The organism is Metabacillus indicus (genome assembly GCF_046603695.1).
GTDB classification, from domain to species: Bacteria; Bacillota; Bacilli; order Bacillales; family Bacillaceae; genus Bacillus_P; species Bacillus_P indicus.
In genome coordinates, this window is sequence record NZ_CP176757.1 from 3,230,071 (window position 1) to 3,245,134 (window position 15,064).

Genomic DNA, 15,064 nt, shown 5'->3' on the forward strand with positions numbered 1-15,064 from the left:
AGGTAAAAAGGCTCAAAAAAACAGCGCCCCGCATCGCAAGGCACTGTTCTCTGTTCTTATCCAAAAACTTTAGCAAGGTCTTCTTTATCCTGATCAAGCCAGAAACGCATGAGGCGCTTGGCTCCTTCTAAATCATGAAGTTTAGCCTGGCCGCACTGCTTTTCGTTGGCTGCAGGAATTTCAGTAATTTCGACGGCATCTTTTAATGTATCTTCTAAAAGATCGATAATTTCTTCAACCTTCGGCTCGCCGCTTACTACCAGGTAGTAGCCGGTCTGACAGCCCATTGGCGAGATGTCGATAATATCAAAGTGATCGTACTTTTCTGCATGCGTGCGGATATTGAATGCAAGCAAATGCTCAAGTGTGTGGATCACATCCGGCTTCATCGCCTGCTTATTCGGCTGGCAGAAGCGGATATCAAATTTATTAACAAGTCCGTCTGTTCCTACTTTATGAACGCCGCAATGTCTGACATACGGTGCAACCACTGCATTATGATCAAGGTCAAAGCTTTCAACTGATGGCATAGTACCACTCCTTTATTACGTCTCTTTTCATCATACAATTAATTCCGATAAAATTCATCACTTTTGTCTGAATAAGTGTTTCCAATTTTAACTTTTTCTCTCTTGCAGTATACTTAAGGCATACAGAGAGGTGATCAAAAATGAAACAGCTGTTTATCGCACTGATCCGCTTTTATCAGAAATTCCTGTCGCCGCTGAAACCCCCGTCCTGCCGTTTCTATCCGACCTGCTCCCATTACGGGCTAGAATCCGTCAAACGGTTTGGGGCTTTAAAAGGCGGTTATCTGACCGTAAAGAGAATCCTTAAGTGCCATCCTTTTCATCCCGGGGGCTTTGATCCGGTTCCGGAAAAAAAGGATCAGACTCCGTAGCCGTCCACTACTAAATCAAGCTTTCCTGTAGACGGATCTATCACAAGACCGTGTACAGGAACATCACCCGGAAGCAATGGGTGATTGCGGATAACGTCTACACTGTGTTTTACACTGTCTTCGACTTTATTAAACCCTTTCAGCCAATCATCAAGCTGAATTCCTGAATAACGGAGCGTATCAATTTTATCCTGGGTAATTCCCCGGTTTTTTGCTTTTTCAAGAAATGACTCCGGATTCAGGGCACTCATGCCGCAGTCATGGTGTCCGACAACGCATACTTCGTCTGCGCCAAGCTCCATAACAGCTACAAGAATACTTCTCATGATGCTTCCAAACGGATGGGCAACAATTGCTCCGGCACTTTTTACAATTTTAACATCGCCGTTCTTGACGTTCATTGCCTGCGGAAGAAGCTCGACAAGTCTTGTATCCATACAAGTTAAAATGACCATTTTTTTGTCAGGAAATTTTGTCGTCTGATATTTTTCGTAGTCTTTCTTCTCTACAAACTGGGAATTGTGTTCAATAATTTCTTCTAACAATCTCATCTGCTATTCTCCTTATAAAGTGGTATAGTTTGGCTGCATGTAATAGGCAGCTTTTTATTTACTATATCATAACACTTGTTTTTTAGGCGCGTTTTACTATATGATGTAAATCGTAATAATTACTATTTAAAAAAGCTGGAGGATTATGATGAGCAAACAAATTCCCGTTACGGTTTTAAGCGGATACCTTGGAGCCGGAAAAACGACCCTTTTAAAGCACATTCTTGAGAACAAAGAAAACAGGCGGATTGCAGTGATTGTCAATGATATGAGCGAAATCAACATTGACGGCAGCCTGATTAAAAATAGCGTCAGCCGTACAGAAGAAAAACTGGTGGAAATGCAAAACGGCTGCATATGCTGTACGCTGCGCGAGGATTTGATGATTGAAGTCGAGCGTCTGGTGAAGGAAGGAAACATCGACTATATCGTTATCGAATCATCCGGCATCAGCGAACCTGTGCCTGTTGCCCAGACATTTACCTATATTGATGAAGAGATAGGCATTGATCTTTCTGCCTTCTGCCGCTTAGATACAATGGTAACGGTTGTGGACGGGAACCGCTTCTGGGAGGATTTCTCTTCTGGTGAAAATCTTCTGGACCGGAAACAGGGAACAGATGAAAACGATACAAGAGAAGTCATTGACCTGCTGATCGACCAGATTGAATTCGCAGACGTTCTACTCCTGAACAAAACTGATTTACTGGAAGAAGAGGATGTAAATGAATTATATGGTGTACTGAGAAAATTAAATCCGGATGCAAAGATTATAAAAACCGCCTTCAGCCATGTATCTCTGGCTGAAATTATGGACACAAACAGCTTTGATTTTGAAAAAGCAAGCCAGTCCGCCGGCTGGATCAAGGAACTCAATGAAGAGCATGTGCCGGAGACAGAGGAATACGGCATTTCTTCCTTTGTTTACAGAAGACGGAAGCCGTTTCATCCTGAGCGGTTTATGGCATGGCTTGAGAATTGGCCGCAGGATGTCGTAAGAGCGAAAGGCTTTTTCTGGCTTGCATCAAGAAATGATACATCCGGCCTTCTGTCCCAGGCAGGTACATCCATCATGATTCAGGGCGCAGGAGAATGGGTTGCCGCCTATACGGAGGAAGAGCGGATTCAAACCCTTCAGGAAGAGCCTGAGCTGCTTGAGCGCTGGGACGCGGAATTTGGAGACCGCATGACAGAACTTGTTTTCATCGGTATTGATCTTAATCGTTCAGATGTGGAAGCCTCACTTGACGAATGTCTTCTGATAGAAGAAGAAATGAAATCAGACTGGTCCTCCATGCGTGACCCGCTTCCTGCTTTTTCATAATTGTGAGAATGGTTTTTCTTTTTCCATCAGAGTATTTACGGTTCTCAAATCGTAAGTATTACGATATAATGTGATAGGAAATGATGAAACCAACGAAATATTTATATATAAGGAGCTTACAATGAGAAAAAAAGGATTATCAATGGCACTGGCACTGCTGCTTGGAACAGCTCTTGCAGGGTGTGCAGACAGCGGAAATGAAACACCCGGAGACGATAAGGACAAGCTGAAGGTTTATACTACGATCTTCCCTGTTCAGGATTTTGCTGAAAAAATCGGAGGAGACGCAGTAGAGGTTGAAAGTGTCTATCCTGCGAATGCAGACGCCCATACATTTGAACCTTCTACAAAAGATATGGTTGCCATGGCTGAAGCGGATGCCTTTATCTACTCAGGCGTCGGTCTTGAAGGATTTGCAGAAAAGGCAACTGAAACCCTGCAGTCAGAAGATGTGAAAATCATTAAAGCCGGTGAAGGAATTGAGCTTGCTGATTCCTCTCATAACGAAGAAGCGCATGATGATCATGCTCATGAGAAAGAACATGCTTCTGAAGAGGGACATGACGACCATGCTCATGAGGAAGAACATGCTTCTGAAGAGGGACATGACGACCATGCTAAAGAAGAGGAGCATGCAGCTGAAGAAGAACACGCTCATGACCATGGAGACAAAGATCCTCATATCTGGCTTGATCCAGCTCTTGCCATCCAAATGGCTGAGAACATCAAAAACGGCCTGACAGAGCTTCATCCGGAATCAAAAGAAGAATTCGAGAAGAATTTTAATTCACTTAAAGCAGACTTAGAAAAACTGGATGCTGATTACAAAGAAACAATTGACGCTGCTGAAAAGAAAAAAATCTTGGTTTCTCATGCTGCGTACGGCTACTGGGAAAGTCGCTACGGCATTGAACAGATAAGCGTTTTAGGACTTTCTCCAACACAGGAGCCATCCCAAAAGCAGCTTCAGACCATCGTTGAAACAGCTAAAGAAAACAAGATCAATTATGTGATTTTTGAAAATAACGTCAACAGCAAAATCGCAGACATTGTGAAAAATGAAATTGGCGCAGAAAGCCTGACACTATCCAATCTTGAGTCCATTTCAGAAGAAGATGCTAAAAATAAAGAAGATTATTTCAGCATCATGAAGCGCAATCTTGAAACGTTAAAGACTGCTCTTCAATAAAAATCCCGGCCAGCTTGGCCGGGATTTTTATGTATGTCTTTTTACAAATAGTTTCTTTATTCTTTCTGCAGGAAGATTCTGCCCAATCAGGATCAAAACAGGCTTGTCGCTCTCAACCTTTTCTTTTGATATTACTGCTTTCCCTGCAGCATACTGCATCTCCCTCATTGTGCCTTCCACTATGAGATGCCCTTTTGCACGGATGAGGCCATCAATATCTCTCAGGATGGATTCAAGATCAGAAAGTTCCATGACCCGCGGATCCTCAATCTTAATTGTGCCAATCGTGTGATGATGGTGATGGTGCCCTCCTCCTTCACTGAGTGTAAGGGAAGAATGGCGCTGTTCAATCAGTTTTTCAAATGGTACGTTTCCATACGCTGCATCAAAGATCTCCACATCTTCCTGAACGGTTTTCCGAATTTTCTTCTTTACCTTTTCCAGTTCTTTATCCCCTGCCAGGTCTATTTTGTTCAGAATCAGAAAATCAGAAGAAATAATTTGTTCTTTCAGCAGAGAGCGGATTTCCTTCGAGCTTGAGAACATGCTCTGGTAGTCGAGGTAGTGGCTGGCATCGACAATTCCAATCATCGAACGAAGCTCATAGTCATCAAACAGTGCCGGAGAAAGAAGCACGTCTTTAATTTCAAGCGGATTCGCCACTCCTGTTCCTTCTATTAGAAGGACGTCAACAGATTGCTCCGCTTTAAACGCTTTGAGCGTCGTCACAAGGTCATCCTGAATGGTGCAGCAAATACAGCCATTTAAAAGCTCATGGACATGCTGATCTTTAAATAAATGCTTCTCTACGTTCTCATCGCCAAGTTCATTTAAAATAATGCCTACTTTTTGTCCTCTGTTTTTCAGCTCATCCGCCATCTTTACAAGAAGCGTTGTTTTGCCGCTTCCTAAAAAACCGCTTATGGTGTAAACGGGTATTTTTTTCATGTAAAAAACCTCCCTGCCACTAGATTATCATACAAAAAAGATGCCCTGGAACATGATGCTCCAGGGCTCCCTTTTTACATGTTGTATTTTTTCTTGAAGCGCTCTGCGCGTCCGTCGCGGTCTGCGAATTTCTGGCGCCCTGTGTAGAAAGGATGTGTATCAGAGCTGATTTCAATTTTGATCAGCGGATACGTATTGCCGTCTTCCCACTCTGTTGTTTCGTTTGATTTTTGAGTAGAACCGCTCAAAAATTTAAACCCGCTGTTTGTGTCCATATATACGACTTTATGATAATCCGGATGGATACCCTGTTTCATTTACAGCACTCCTTTAATCGTAATTATTACGTTTTATATATTACCCTCTTTACGTCTTTTTGTCAACGGGTCTGCCTGCAAAGAAAGAAACATTGAAAGCATATTTTATGGAAAAATGCGGACAATAAGGAAAGATTGTTACAACCATGGGAAAGAAAGGCGGAAAACAGATGGATGATCTCGTACTTGCCAGATCCTTGTTCGGGACGACAATGGGCTTTCATATTATTTTTGCATCGCTTGGTGTAGGCCTCCCTTTAATGATTTTAATAGCAGAGTTGCTTTTTCAAAAAACGAAGGATCCTGATTATGCCGTGATGGCAAAACGCTGGACGAAAGGGCAGGCCGTGCTGCTCGGGGTTGCAATACCTACGGGAACGATTGCAGGTGTGCAGCTTGCCTTGCTGTGGCCGGGATTCATGGAAGTCATCGGGCGGGTTATGGCCCTTCCTTTTCAGATTGAAATTTATGCCTTTTTTGTGGAAGCGCTGTTTATGTCCATTTATGTGTATGCTGCTGACCGCATCTCCCCGAGAATGAGAATTGTCAGTGTATCACTTGTTTTACTCGGGGCCGCAGCATCCGCGATTCTCATTACAAATGTCCATGCGTTTGAAGGGACTCCTGCGGGCTTCCGGATAGAAAACGGAGAGATTGTTGATGTTGATCCTTGGGCTGCGTTCTTTAACCCAAGCTTCATCGTAACGGCTGGACATGTCGTTGTTTCCGCATTTATGACGGGAGCATTTGTCATCGCTTCAATTGCTGCGTATAAAATGCTCAGAAACATGAAAAATGAAAGGCTTTATAAGTTTCACCGAAAAGCGCTCATGATGGGGCTGATTGTCGGTGGCATTTTCTCATTTTTGACCGCTTTGAACGGACACGAATCTGCTCAGATGCTGCATGAATATCAGCCTGAAAAGCTCGCTGCAGCCGAGGGGCTTTTTGAAACGCAGCGCTATGCTCCGCTTGCTGTCGGCGGATTTACAGACAGAGAAACACAGGAAGTGAAATGGGGAATTGAAATCCCGTGGGCACTCAGCTTTTTGGCAGATAACAGCTTTAAAACCGAGGTTATCGGCTTAAATGATTTTCCGGAAGAATATTGGCCTCCGCTGTTTGTCCATACCTTGTTTAATGCCATGGTAGGAATCGGAAGTCTACTGATCCTCCTTTCCATGATCGGGTTTTTCTGGTACAAAATTCTGAAGCGGCCCCATTTTCCGAAATGGCTGCTTGTACTGTTTGTTCCATCAGGCATCCTGTCCATGCTTGCGATTGAGTTTGGCTGGATTTTCGCTTGTACAGGGAGACAGCCTTGGGTAATCTACCGCTTGCTGAAAACCGAGGATGTCGTGACAGCTTCAGGTCAGATTGGCACACTCTTTATATTGTTCACCCTTGTCTATGTCATTTTGGGACTCGCCGTAATTCTTGTCCTTGTCTATTACTTTAAACGCAATCCGGTTGAAAAAGAACTCGATAAGCCGGGAGATGGCGTCAGTGTTTATTAAAATGATTACGAAGGAGGCGCTGCAAAGATGACAACAGATGCTCTGCTTGCCATTACGGTTGTCTGGGGATTTGTCTTTATCTATGCTGTTATGGCGACGATGGATTTTGGAGCGGGATTCTGGTCCATGGTTTACATCAACAAAGAACGGACGAATGCAACAAACATTGCCAATCGCTATTTATCGCCAACCTGGGAGGTAACGAATGTTTTTATCGTTGCGATAGTTGTCGCCCTGTTCAGTTTTTTCCCGGGGGCAACGTTCATCCTGGGCACTGTGCTTTTGATTCCGGGCAGCATTATTCTGCTGCTGCTCGCAATCCGAAGCGGCTTTCTCGTTTTTTCCCACTATTCAAAATCAGGATACGGCAAACTGCTGACGTATGTTTCCGGAATTTCAGGGTTTATTATACCGGCCATCCTCCTTCTCGTGCTCCCGATAACACACGGCGGCTTCATTGAGGTTATCGACGGTGCGCACCAGCTTCAACTTGATAAACTGTTCACAAGTCCGAATGCCTATGCATTCAGCGGGTTTGCCGTTACGAGCACGCTATTTCTTTCTTCACTCCTGCTGTCGGATTATTCAAATGTGGCGAATGAGCCTGAAGCTTATAAAGTTTACAGACGGGATGCCCTGATTGTCGGACCGCTTTCGCTTGTGATGGGCTTTCTGATCATGCTTACGCTAAGGAATGAAGCTAATTGGATCTACACAAACATGATGGAATATCTCCCATTTTTAATTGGCTCGGTAGCCATGTTTCTCATTGCCGGCGGAGCACTCTTTCTTCCTTCCCAAAAGGATAAAAGAAAGCTCGGGCGCCCAAGGCTCGCTGTAGTAGCTGTAGTCGCTCAGTATTTACTTGCAAGCTACGCATACGGACGTGCACATCTGCCTTACATGCTCTATCCGGATGTGACCATACAGGACGGCTTTACACACCCGAATACGTTTCATGCCGTCTTTATCACGTACATCGTCGGATTTCTCATCCTTTTCCCTGGCTTCTTCTATTTCTGGAGGCTGTTCATGAAAGACAAACGCTATTTGGATCAAAAGGAAAGCTGAGGGTCAGTCCCGCTCCTTGTTAACGGATTAACGCAGAGCGGGACTGACCCCTTTTCACGTATGAAAGACAGGAAAGTAAGCAAAACTAACAGATGAACCTTAATTAAAAGGAGGGTATTTTTATGCCAAGAGAGGTAAAGTGCGAAGTAAATAACTGTGAGTACTGGGGCAATGGCAACCAGTGTACGGCTGATGCCATTTATGTTGTGAGCCATAGAGGCGACACGGCTTCACGCAGTGAAGAGACCGACTGTAAAACATTTAAACCTCATGATTTGTAAAATGTTCTAGTAAAAAGGACAGCTTGCGGCTGTCCTTTTCTTTATTATTGATAATGAGAATCATTTTTATTCACTAGTGGAAGCAAAATTTCTTTTTGCAAGCCATTTTGAAAGCATACCGTGTGTTGGCGATAACAGAAAGGCCAAAAAGAAGAGTGCACCTGCTGCTGTAGCCATCGCACCGGCTATGGAAACATTCAGCCATGTTGCCGACCAATAGCCGAGGACTGCGGACAAAACACCAATACCAGAGCTGATCACGAGCATATGCGACAGTTTATCTGTCAGCAGATAGGCGGCTGAAGCAGGAACAATCAGCATCGCAACCACTAATATCGCTCCGACACTGTCAAAGGAAGCAACCGTTGTAATCGAAAGCATCCCCATTTGCAGATAATGCATAACAAGGACAGGGATGCCGATGGCGGCTGCCATTTGAGGATCAAAAGATGTTATTTTGAACTCCTTATAAAACAGCGCAATAAGTACGAGATTAATCACAAGAACCGAACCAAGCATCCATACCGCTTTTGGCCCAACATCCATTCCTGCAAGTGTAAGGGTATTCCACGGAATAAAGGTGATCTCCCCCATTAATGCATGATCCACATCAAGATGAATATTCCCTCCAAATAGCGACAGCAGAATAACTCCGACTGCAAACAGGAATGTGAACACGACTCCAATTGCTGCATCGGACTGAACCCCTTTTGCATTCAGCACCTGAACTAAAAAAGCTGTCAGCAGGCCGACTACAGCTGCCCCTATAAACATCGAAACACCGTCAAGACTCTTGCTCACGAAATAGGCACCGACTATTCCGAGCAGAACAGAGTGGCTGATCGCATCAGCGAGCATCGCCATTCGCCTGAGAATCAGGAAACAGCCAATGATCGCACATGTAATGCCGACAAGGGATCCGGTCAAAAGAATCCATGCATCGTAGCTCATTGAACCTGCCACTCCTTTCTGTTTAAGCCATTTGCTGTTCCCGGCAGAAGTTTTGGCTCTCTGCTGTGATCTTTCAGAAGACTCATCAGCCTCTTCTTCATATCAAACGGCATTTTCTCCACATCAACATCATCCCTGCTTTTAAGCTGAAGCTGGGCAAGCTCCATTTCATGCATCAAATACATCTCATACAGCCTCTGATTCAAGGTCAGCTCGTAGGCATGCATTAAACCCGTTTCTGTCAATCTCCATTGATCGCTCCCGGCCTGCATAACGAGGTTCTTCTTTTCAAGTTCCTTGACCGATTTATTGATCAGACTTTGGGAAACCTTTCTCTTACTGAGAACATCTTGAAGGGAAAATGCCCCACTCACCCCGGCATTCTCCGTTATATCGTAAAAAGAGAGAAGAAGCTGTTCAACCGACGTTTTCCTTTTCAATTTCAACTGTTTCACCGCTTTTGACACAAGGCCTCTTTTCGGTGCAAATACAAGGGATATCAAAAACAGGGTCGTCGCTGCAACAATAATAAGCGGCCCTGTTGCCATTCCGTCAGTTGTCGTGCTGAGAAGAGTCCCTGCAACACCTGAGATCCCGCCTATAAGCCCTGCAATAAGCACCATATGTCCAAGCTTATCCGTCCAGTATCTTGCAGCAATCGCCGGAGTGATCAGCATGGCTGCCATTAAAATAACACCAACCGTCTGGAGGCCGATTACAACTGCACAGACAATCAGGACCATCAGCAGGCCATTCAGAAATGTTGTCGGCAGGCCAATTCCTTTTGCAAATTGAGGATCAAACGTCAGTAGTTTAAACTCTTTAAAGAAAATGGCGGTAAGAAGGAGCAGGGCAGCTGCAATCCATGTAATAATCTGAACATCCTGACCGACCATCGATGCCGCTTTTCCAAAAATAAAATCACTCAGTCCGCTCTGATTTCCGCCCCGGTTATGCTGAATATAAGTCAGCAGCACAATTCCAAACCCGAAGAAAACGGACAGAACAAGGCCAAGGGCTGAATCCTCTTTTATTCTGGAGTGCTTGATAATGATCCCGATAAGCCAAGCAGCAAGCATTCCCGAAACCGCAGCTCCCACAAGAAACCACAGCAATGATTTAGAACCGTAGAGAAGATAGGCCATACAAACTCCAGGCAGAGCGGCATGGGCCATCGCATCGCCGATCAGGCTCTGTTTTCTAAGAAGAGCGAAGCTGCCAAGGACTCCGCTTGCAAGACCTAGAAGCATTGTTCCGACAAGCACCCACTGCGTATTTTGATTTTGCAGCTGATAGATTAATTCCTCCATCATATTTCTTCACTCCTGTTTGGTTTCGTCTACTAGCACCTGCTGATCCTGCAAGAATGTGAGTCTGCCCCCGTAGGTTTTCTGAAGGTTCTCCATGTTAAAGACCTCACCCGTCGGACCAAAAGCGATTTTCCTAAGGTTCAAAAGCAATACCCAGTCAAAGTATTCTTCTACAGTCTGCAGATCATGGTGCACGACCAGCACCGTCTTTTTTCTTGCTTTCAGTTCGTTAAGCAGCGAGATAATTGCTTTTTCCGTTGCGGCATCCACACCGACAAATGGTTCATCCATAAAATATACGTCTGCATCCTGTGCAAGGGCTCTTGCAAGAAAAACACGCTGCTGCTGGCCGCCGGAAAGCTGGCTGATTTGCCTGTCGGCAAAATCCAGCATGCCCACTTTGTTCAGGCATTCTTTTGCAAAGGCAATATCCTTTTTGCCCGGCCTTTTCATCCAGCCCACATGTCCGTAGCGCCCCATCAGCACAACATCAAGGGCATTTGTCGGAAAGTCCCAGTCAACTGAACCTCTTTGAGGGACATAGCCGACCCGCTTACGCTGCTTTTTATATGAATCCCCGTAAATTTCAACTTCTCCTGAGGCTGAAGGGATCAGCCCGAGTACCGCCTTAATCAGCGTTGATTTTCCTGCCCCGTTCGGTCCGATAATTCCAATTAATTTCCCCTCCGGAACCTCAAAACCAACCTCTTGAAGGACAGGTTTCCGGTGATAGGCAACCGTCAAATTGTTAACTGCTACTGGTATCATGATCAGCACCTGCCTTATTTCAATGATGAAACGATTGTATCGATATTGTGTTTGAACATTCCAAGATACGTTCCTTCTTCAGACCCTTCTTCGCCCATAGCATCTGAATAAAGCTGTCCGCCGATCTTCACGTCATGACCGTTTTTCTTAGAACCTTCGACAACCGCTTTAATGGATTTTTCTGAGATGCTGCTCTCAACAAAAACAGCCTTAATCTCTTTCTCTGTCAGCACTTCCACCAAATTTTGAACATCCTTCAAACCATATTCAGAATCTGTGCTCAGTCCCTGAAGGCCCATTACTTCAAAGCCGTATGCCTTCCCAAAGTATGCGAATGCATCGTGGGCGGTAACTAGAACTCTGCTCTCTTCAGGAATGGATTGAACCTGCTCTTTTGCATATTGGTCCATTTCTGCAAGCTTTTCTTTATAGGCAGCTGCATTGGCAGCAAACTCCTCTTTGTTTTCAGGAGAAAGCTTGCTCAGCTCCTCTTCCACTTTATCAACGGTGTACATCCATAATGAAATATCAAACCAGACATGGGGATCATGTGCTTTTTTATTGGCCGGATCACTTATCAATTTTGTTTTGGGTATCGCCTCTGCTACAGGTACAGTCGGCTTTTCATTTGACATCTTTTCAAAAATCTCGCCCATCTTGCCTTCCAGGTGGAGACCATTGTAAAGAATAATATCAGCCTTATTCAGCTTCTGAATGTCTCCCTGTGACGCCTGATACAAATGGGGATCAATTCCCGGTCCCATCAAAGAAGTGACTTCTACATGGCTTCCTCCGACATTCGCTGCAACATCCGCAATCTGAGCAATTGTCGTCGTTACCTGAACCTTGTCATTTTCCCCTCCGCCTGTGCTCTTGCTGCAGGCAGACATGATTGCCGTAAACATAAAAACTGCGATCAGCATACTAAATCGTTTTTTCATATAAATCCTCCTTTTCATCAATCAACAAATGTTTCCCATATGCAAATTTTAAGGTAAAAAAAGTCTTCCTTTCGCTGAAGCATCATATGAAAGAAAGATAGGTTGGGTGCCAATAAGTTAGCTTGTTTCATAATTTGTTGACAAGTATAAGTTTTTTGCCCTTATGCAAAATTTAAAGCATTTCCCTCTGTCTGTCAATCATAGATTCTCGACAAAAAAAACCAGCTATCCGAAGACAGCTGGCTTAAAAAGGGCAGAGAGGGTATTTGTTAGAATGATGCCGAATCACTCTACACTCTCTTTTTATCATATAACGCAAAACTGAGCAAAGCGGGAAAATCACGTTTTTGATTTGAAAAACTTCATTTTCCCCTAGGGTAAAATACCTTTTTACAGGGTGAATTCCTCTTTGAAGGTGCGGTACTTTTCTAATTTCGTCCTGTCGATTTCAAACCCGATTCCCGCTGCTGCCGGAACATCAATCAATCCTTTGTCCACTTTCACTTCAGGTGTAATGATATCCTCCTCCCAATACCGTGAAGATGCAGAGATATCACCTGGAATGGAAAAACCGGATAGAGAGGCGAGAGCAATGTTATGTGCCCGTGAAACGCCAGTCTCAAGCATGCCGCCTACCCAGACAGGTATGCCTTTTTCCGCACAGAGATCGTGAATCTTCTTTGACTCCGCAAGCCCTCCAACTCGGCCTGGTTTAATATTAATGATTCCGCAGCTTCCAAGCTGGATCGCATTTTTCGCATCATTGAAGGTGATGATGCTCTCATCCAGGCAGATGGGCGTTTTGATTTCAGCCTGCAGGACCGCATGCTCGATGATATCATCATGGCCAAGCGGCTGCTCAATCATCATCAGATTATAGGAATCAAGCTTTTTCAAATGTCCGAGATCACTGAGTGTATAAGCTGAATTGGCGTCTGCCATAAGAGGAATATCCGGAAAACGGGTTCTGATTTCTTCAAGCAGTTCAACATCCATCCCCGGTTCGATTTTCACTTTTATTCTCTTATATCCCTCATCGATATGCTGCTCTATCTTCTGAAGCATCATTGCTGCAGGTGCCATTCCCACAACAACTCCGGAATCAATCTGACTTCTGGTCCCGCCAAGTACGTCTGCAAGCGGCCTGCCAAGAAGCTTCGCATACAAATCCCATACAGCAGATTCAATTGATGCCTTTGCCATTTGGTTCCGCCTGATCCACTGAAGGGAACTTGCATAGGCCTCCGGATGCTGGAACGTCTGACCGAGAAGATCCGGAATCAGGAAAGATGTCAGCATATGATGGCATGTCTTGATGGTTTCTTCGGTATACCAGGGGGATGAAAAGGCAACAACCTCTCCCCAGCCTGTGGATCCTGAGGAATCTTCCAATTCAACCAGAATACTCTCCCGCCGGTGAACCGTCTCTCTGCTGTTTTTGAAGGGAGAGACGAGATTCATCTCCAGATGGTGAAGGGTCACTTTCCGGACGTCAATCATGCCTGCCTCCATCCGCAAGCATCCTCCGCATCAGCTTGCTCGAAGCGTTTCTCGGCAGGCTGTCTCTAAAATAAATGCGGGAAGGTAGTTTATATTTTGCAAGCCTTTCCCTGCAATACGAGAGCAGTTCAACTTCGCTCACATGCTCCTTTAAAACCACATATGCTACTGGCACCTGTCCCCACTTTGAATCATCTGCTCCCGCTGCTCCCGCTTCAAGTACAGACGGGTGCGACAGTAGCACCGCCTCTATTTCGGCCGGATATACATTTTCACCGCCTGAAACAATTAGATCTGAACGCCTGTCTAAAACAAATAAAAACCCATCTTCGTCAAGATAGCCGATATCCCCTGTAGGAAGAAAGCCGTCGTGAAACGTGCTTTCCCGCTTCCAGTAGCCCTTTGTGACATTTGGACCCTGGACGTAAATCTCTCCTTCAGCCATAGGAGGACACTCTGCTCCGCTGTTCATGATTTTAATCCGGCACGGAAACAAAGGCTTGCCGGCAGATCCAAGCTTTGAAAAGCTGTATTCTGGAGAAAGGGTGACAATTTGAGAGGAAGTCTCTGTCATTCCGTAAGTCTGATAGACCGGAATGGATTTTTCTTTACACTCTTTTAAAAGAGGCATGGGCGCCGGGCCTCCGCCAAGCAGCATGACCCGCAAACTGTCTGGAAACTTTGCATCACCAAGGTCTTCAAGCATCCGTGTCAGCATTGCCTGCACAACCGATGCAATGGTTACTCCTTCTTCCATGATCGCCTTATTTGCTTTTTCAGGCTGAAATGTTTCATGAAGCACAACGGTCATTCCATAAATAATTCCTCTCATTAAAATGGAAAGACCGCTGATATGAAAAAGAGGAACCGCACAAAGCCAGCGGTCATCATGATGAAGCCCAAGATTTAAAGAGGATCCGGAAGCGCTCCAGTAATGGTTCCCGAAGGTCTGCATCACGCCTTTCGGTTTCCCTGTCGTGCCGGATGTATACATAATGGTCGCCGTCTCATCCAGATGAAATGTTTTTTCAAACATTTCAGTTTCTGTAAGACTTTCAAGGTTCCTGCTGTCTATAGAAATCCAGCTTGGCTTCTCCCAATGATGTTCCAGCGCATGATGGTACAGGAGATACTCTGCTTCTGAATCACGCAGCTGATAGTCAAGCTCTGCTGCTGTCAAGCGTGTATTCAGCAATATGGCCTGTGCCCCAATATAGGCAAGAGCATGAATGGTGACGGCCATATCAAGACTGTTCTTCATAAGAACCGCACAGCGGCTCCCTTTTCCCATGCCTTCTCCTTGAATGGCGGCTGCTTTTCGGAGTGTCCGGATGTGCAGTTCATGAAAAGTTACCGTTTCTTCCTCTGCTGCAACCGCGATCCGTTCGGGCGTCAAAAAAGCCCTCTGCATCAGCCAGTTTGGCATCATTGTCATGTTTTCACCAACTTTCATTTGCTAGTAGCTTCGGTAAATTTGCATAAAAGAAAACAGCTT

Annotated in this window: 16 protein-coding genes; 6 read left to right on the forward strand and 10 right to left on the reverse strand. The window is 44.9% G+C overall.

Annotation, left to right across the window (positions count from 1 at the left end):
* Window positions 1-56: 56 nt before the first annotated feature.
* Window positions 57-530, reverse strand: coding sequence for an S-ribosylhomocysteine lyase (locus ACK1LH_RS16560; protein WP_203288535.1), 474 nt, complete (start codon window positions 528-530; stop codon window positions 57-59).
* Between the two features lie 140 nt (window positions 531-670).
* On the opposite strand from ACK1LH_RS16560, the gene yidD reads away from it, so the two are divergent.
* Window positions 671-901 carry a membrane protein insertion efficiency factor YidD gene (gene yidD, locus ACK1LH_RS16565; RefSeq protein WP_029278789.1) on the forward strand — a complete coding sequence of 77 codons (231 nt, stop codon included), beginning with the start codon at window positions 671-673 and terminating at the stop codon, window positions 899-901.
* Here yidD and ACK1LH_RS16570 read toward each other — a convergent pair.
* The gene (locus tag ACK1LH_RS16570; RefSeq protein ID WP_029278787.1) at window positions 889-1,452 is read right to left on the reverse strand and encodes a beta-class carbonic anhydrase; all 564 of its coding nucleotides are present in this window, start codon (window positions 1,450-1,452) and stop codon (window positions 889-891) included. The genes yidD and ACK1LH_RS16570 overlap by 13 nt on opposite strands.
* Window positions 1,453-1,600: 148 nt before the next feature.
* Between ACK1LH_RS16570 and ACK1LH_RS16575 the strand changes: the two genes are divergently transcribed.
* Together ACK1LH_RS16575 and ACK1LH_RS16580 are read left to right on the forward strand one after the other, a co-directional pair.
* Window positions 1,601-2,776 (forward strand): GTP-binding protein, encoded by a 1,176-nt coding sequence (locus ACK1LH_RS16575; RefSeq protein ID WP_029278784.1) that lies wholly within the window; start codon window positions 1,601-1,603, stop codon window positions 2,774-2,776.
* 121 nt (window positions 2,777-2,897) lie between these two features.
* A complete protein-coding gene (locus tag ACK1LH_RS16580; protein ID WP_411333655.1) occupies window positions 2,898-3,965 on the forward strand; it encodes a metal ABC transporter solute-binding protein, Zn/Mn family in 1,068 nt (355 codons plus the stop codon).
* 27 nt (window positions 3,966-3,992) lie between these two features.
* On the opposite strand, the gene ACK1LH_RS16585 is transcribed toward ACK1LH_RS16580, so the two are convergent.
* Both ACK1LH_RS16585 and ACK1LH_RS16590 read right to left on the reverse strand, forming a co-directional pair.
* Window positions 3,993-4,913 (reverse strand): CobW family GTP-binding protein, encoded by a 921-nt coding sequence (locus ACK1LH_RS16585; RefSeq protein ID WP_203288549.1) that lies wholly within the window; start codon window positions 4,911-4,913, stop codon window positions 3,993-3,995.
* Between the two features lie 74 nt (window positions 4,914-4,987).
* A complete protein-coding gene (locus ACK1LH_RS16590) occupies window positions 4,988-5,230 on the reverse strand; it encodes a type B 50S ribosomal protein L31 (protein ID WP_029566204.1) in 243 nt (80 codons plus the stop codon).
* A 170-nt stretch (window positions 5,231-5,400) separates the two neighbouring features.
* Here ACK1LH_RS16590 and ACK1LH_RS16595 point away from each other — a divergent pair, with 170 nt between their 5' ends.
* From ACK1LH_RS16595 to ACK1LH_RS16605, 3 genes are all read left to right on the forward strand, one after another.
* Window positions 5,401-6,747 carry a cytochrome ubiquinol oxidase subunit I gene (locus ACK1LH_RS16595; protein WP_282033167.1) on the forward strand — a complete coding sequence of 449 codons (1,347 nt, stop codon included), beginning with the start codon at window positions 5,401-5,403 and terminating at the stop codon, window positions 6,745-6,747.
* A 27-nt stretch (window positions 6,748-6,774) separates the two neighbouring features.
* Window positions 6,775-7,818, forward strand: a complete 1,044-nt coding sequence (locus tag ACK1LH_RS16600) for a cytochrome d ubiquinol oxidase subunit II (protein ID WP_029278776.1) — start codon at window positions 6,775-6,777, stop codon at window positions 7,816-7,818.
* A gap of 122 nt (window positions 7,819-7,940) precedes the next feature.
* Window positions 7,941-8,099 (forward strand): DUF1540 domain-containing protein, encoded by a 159-nt coding sequence (locus ACK1LH_RS16605; protein WP_081414206.1) that lies wholly within the window; start codon window positions 7,941-7,943, stop codon window positions 8,097-8,099.
* 66 nt (window positions 8,100-8,165) lie between these two features.
* Here ACK1LH_RS16605 and ACK1LH_RS16610 read toward each other — a convergent pair whose 3' ends face one another.
* The 6 genes from ACK1LH_RS16610 to ACK1LH_RS16635 form a co-directional block, all read right to left on the reverse strand.
* Window positions 8,166-9,050, reverse strand: a complete 885-nt coding sequence (locus ACK1LH_RS16610; RefSeq protein WP_029278774.1) for a metal ABC transporter permease — start codon at window positions 9,048-9,050, stop codon at window positions 8,166-8,168.
* Entirely contained in the window at window positions 9,047-10,363 is a 1,317-nt protein-coding gene (locus ACK1LH_RS16615) for a metal ABC transporter permease (protein WP_029278772.1), read from the reverse strand. Before ACK1LH_RS16615 ends, ACK1LH_RS16610 begins: the two co-directional genes overlap by 4 nt.
* A 6-nt stretch (window positions 10,364-10,369) precedes the next feature.
* A complete protein-coding gene (locus ACK1LH_RS16620) occupies window positions 10,370-11,128 on the reverse strand; it encodes a metal ABC transporter ATP-binding protein (RefSeq protein WP_029278770.1) in 759 nt (252 codons plus the stop codon).
* Window positions 11,129-11,142: 14 nt separating this feature from the next.
* Window positions 11,143-12,069: a metal ABC transporter solute-binding protein, Zn/Mn family gene (locus ACK1LH_RS16625; RefSeq protein ID WP_029278768.1), complete on the reverse strand. Its 927-nt coding sequence runs from the start codon at window positions 12,067-12,069 to the stop codon at window positions 11,143-11,145.
* Window positions 12,070-12,459: 390 nt separating this feature from the next.
* Entirely contained in the window at window positions 12,460-13,569 is a 1,110-nt protein-coding gene (gene menC, locus ACK1LH_RS16630; protein ID WP_411335113.1) for an o-succinylbenzoate synthase, read from the reverse strand.
* Window positions 13,562-15,004 carry an o-succinylbenzoate--CoA ligase gene (locus ACK1LH_RS16635; RefSeq protein ID WP_411335114.1) on the reverse strand — a complete coding sequence of 481 codons (1,443 nt, stop codon included), beginning with the start codon at window positions 15,002-15,004 and terminating at the stop codon, window positions 13,562-13,564. Before ACK1LH_RS16635 ends, menC begins: the two co-directional genes overlap by 8 nt.
* Window positions 15,005-15,064: the final 60 nt, after the last annotated feature.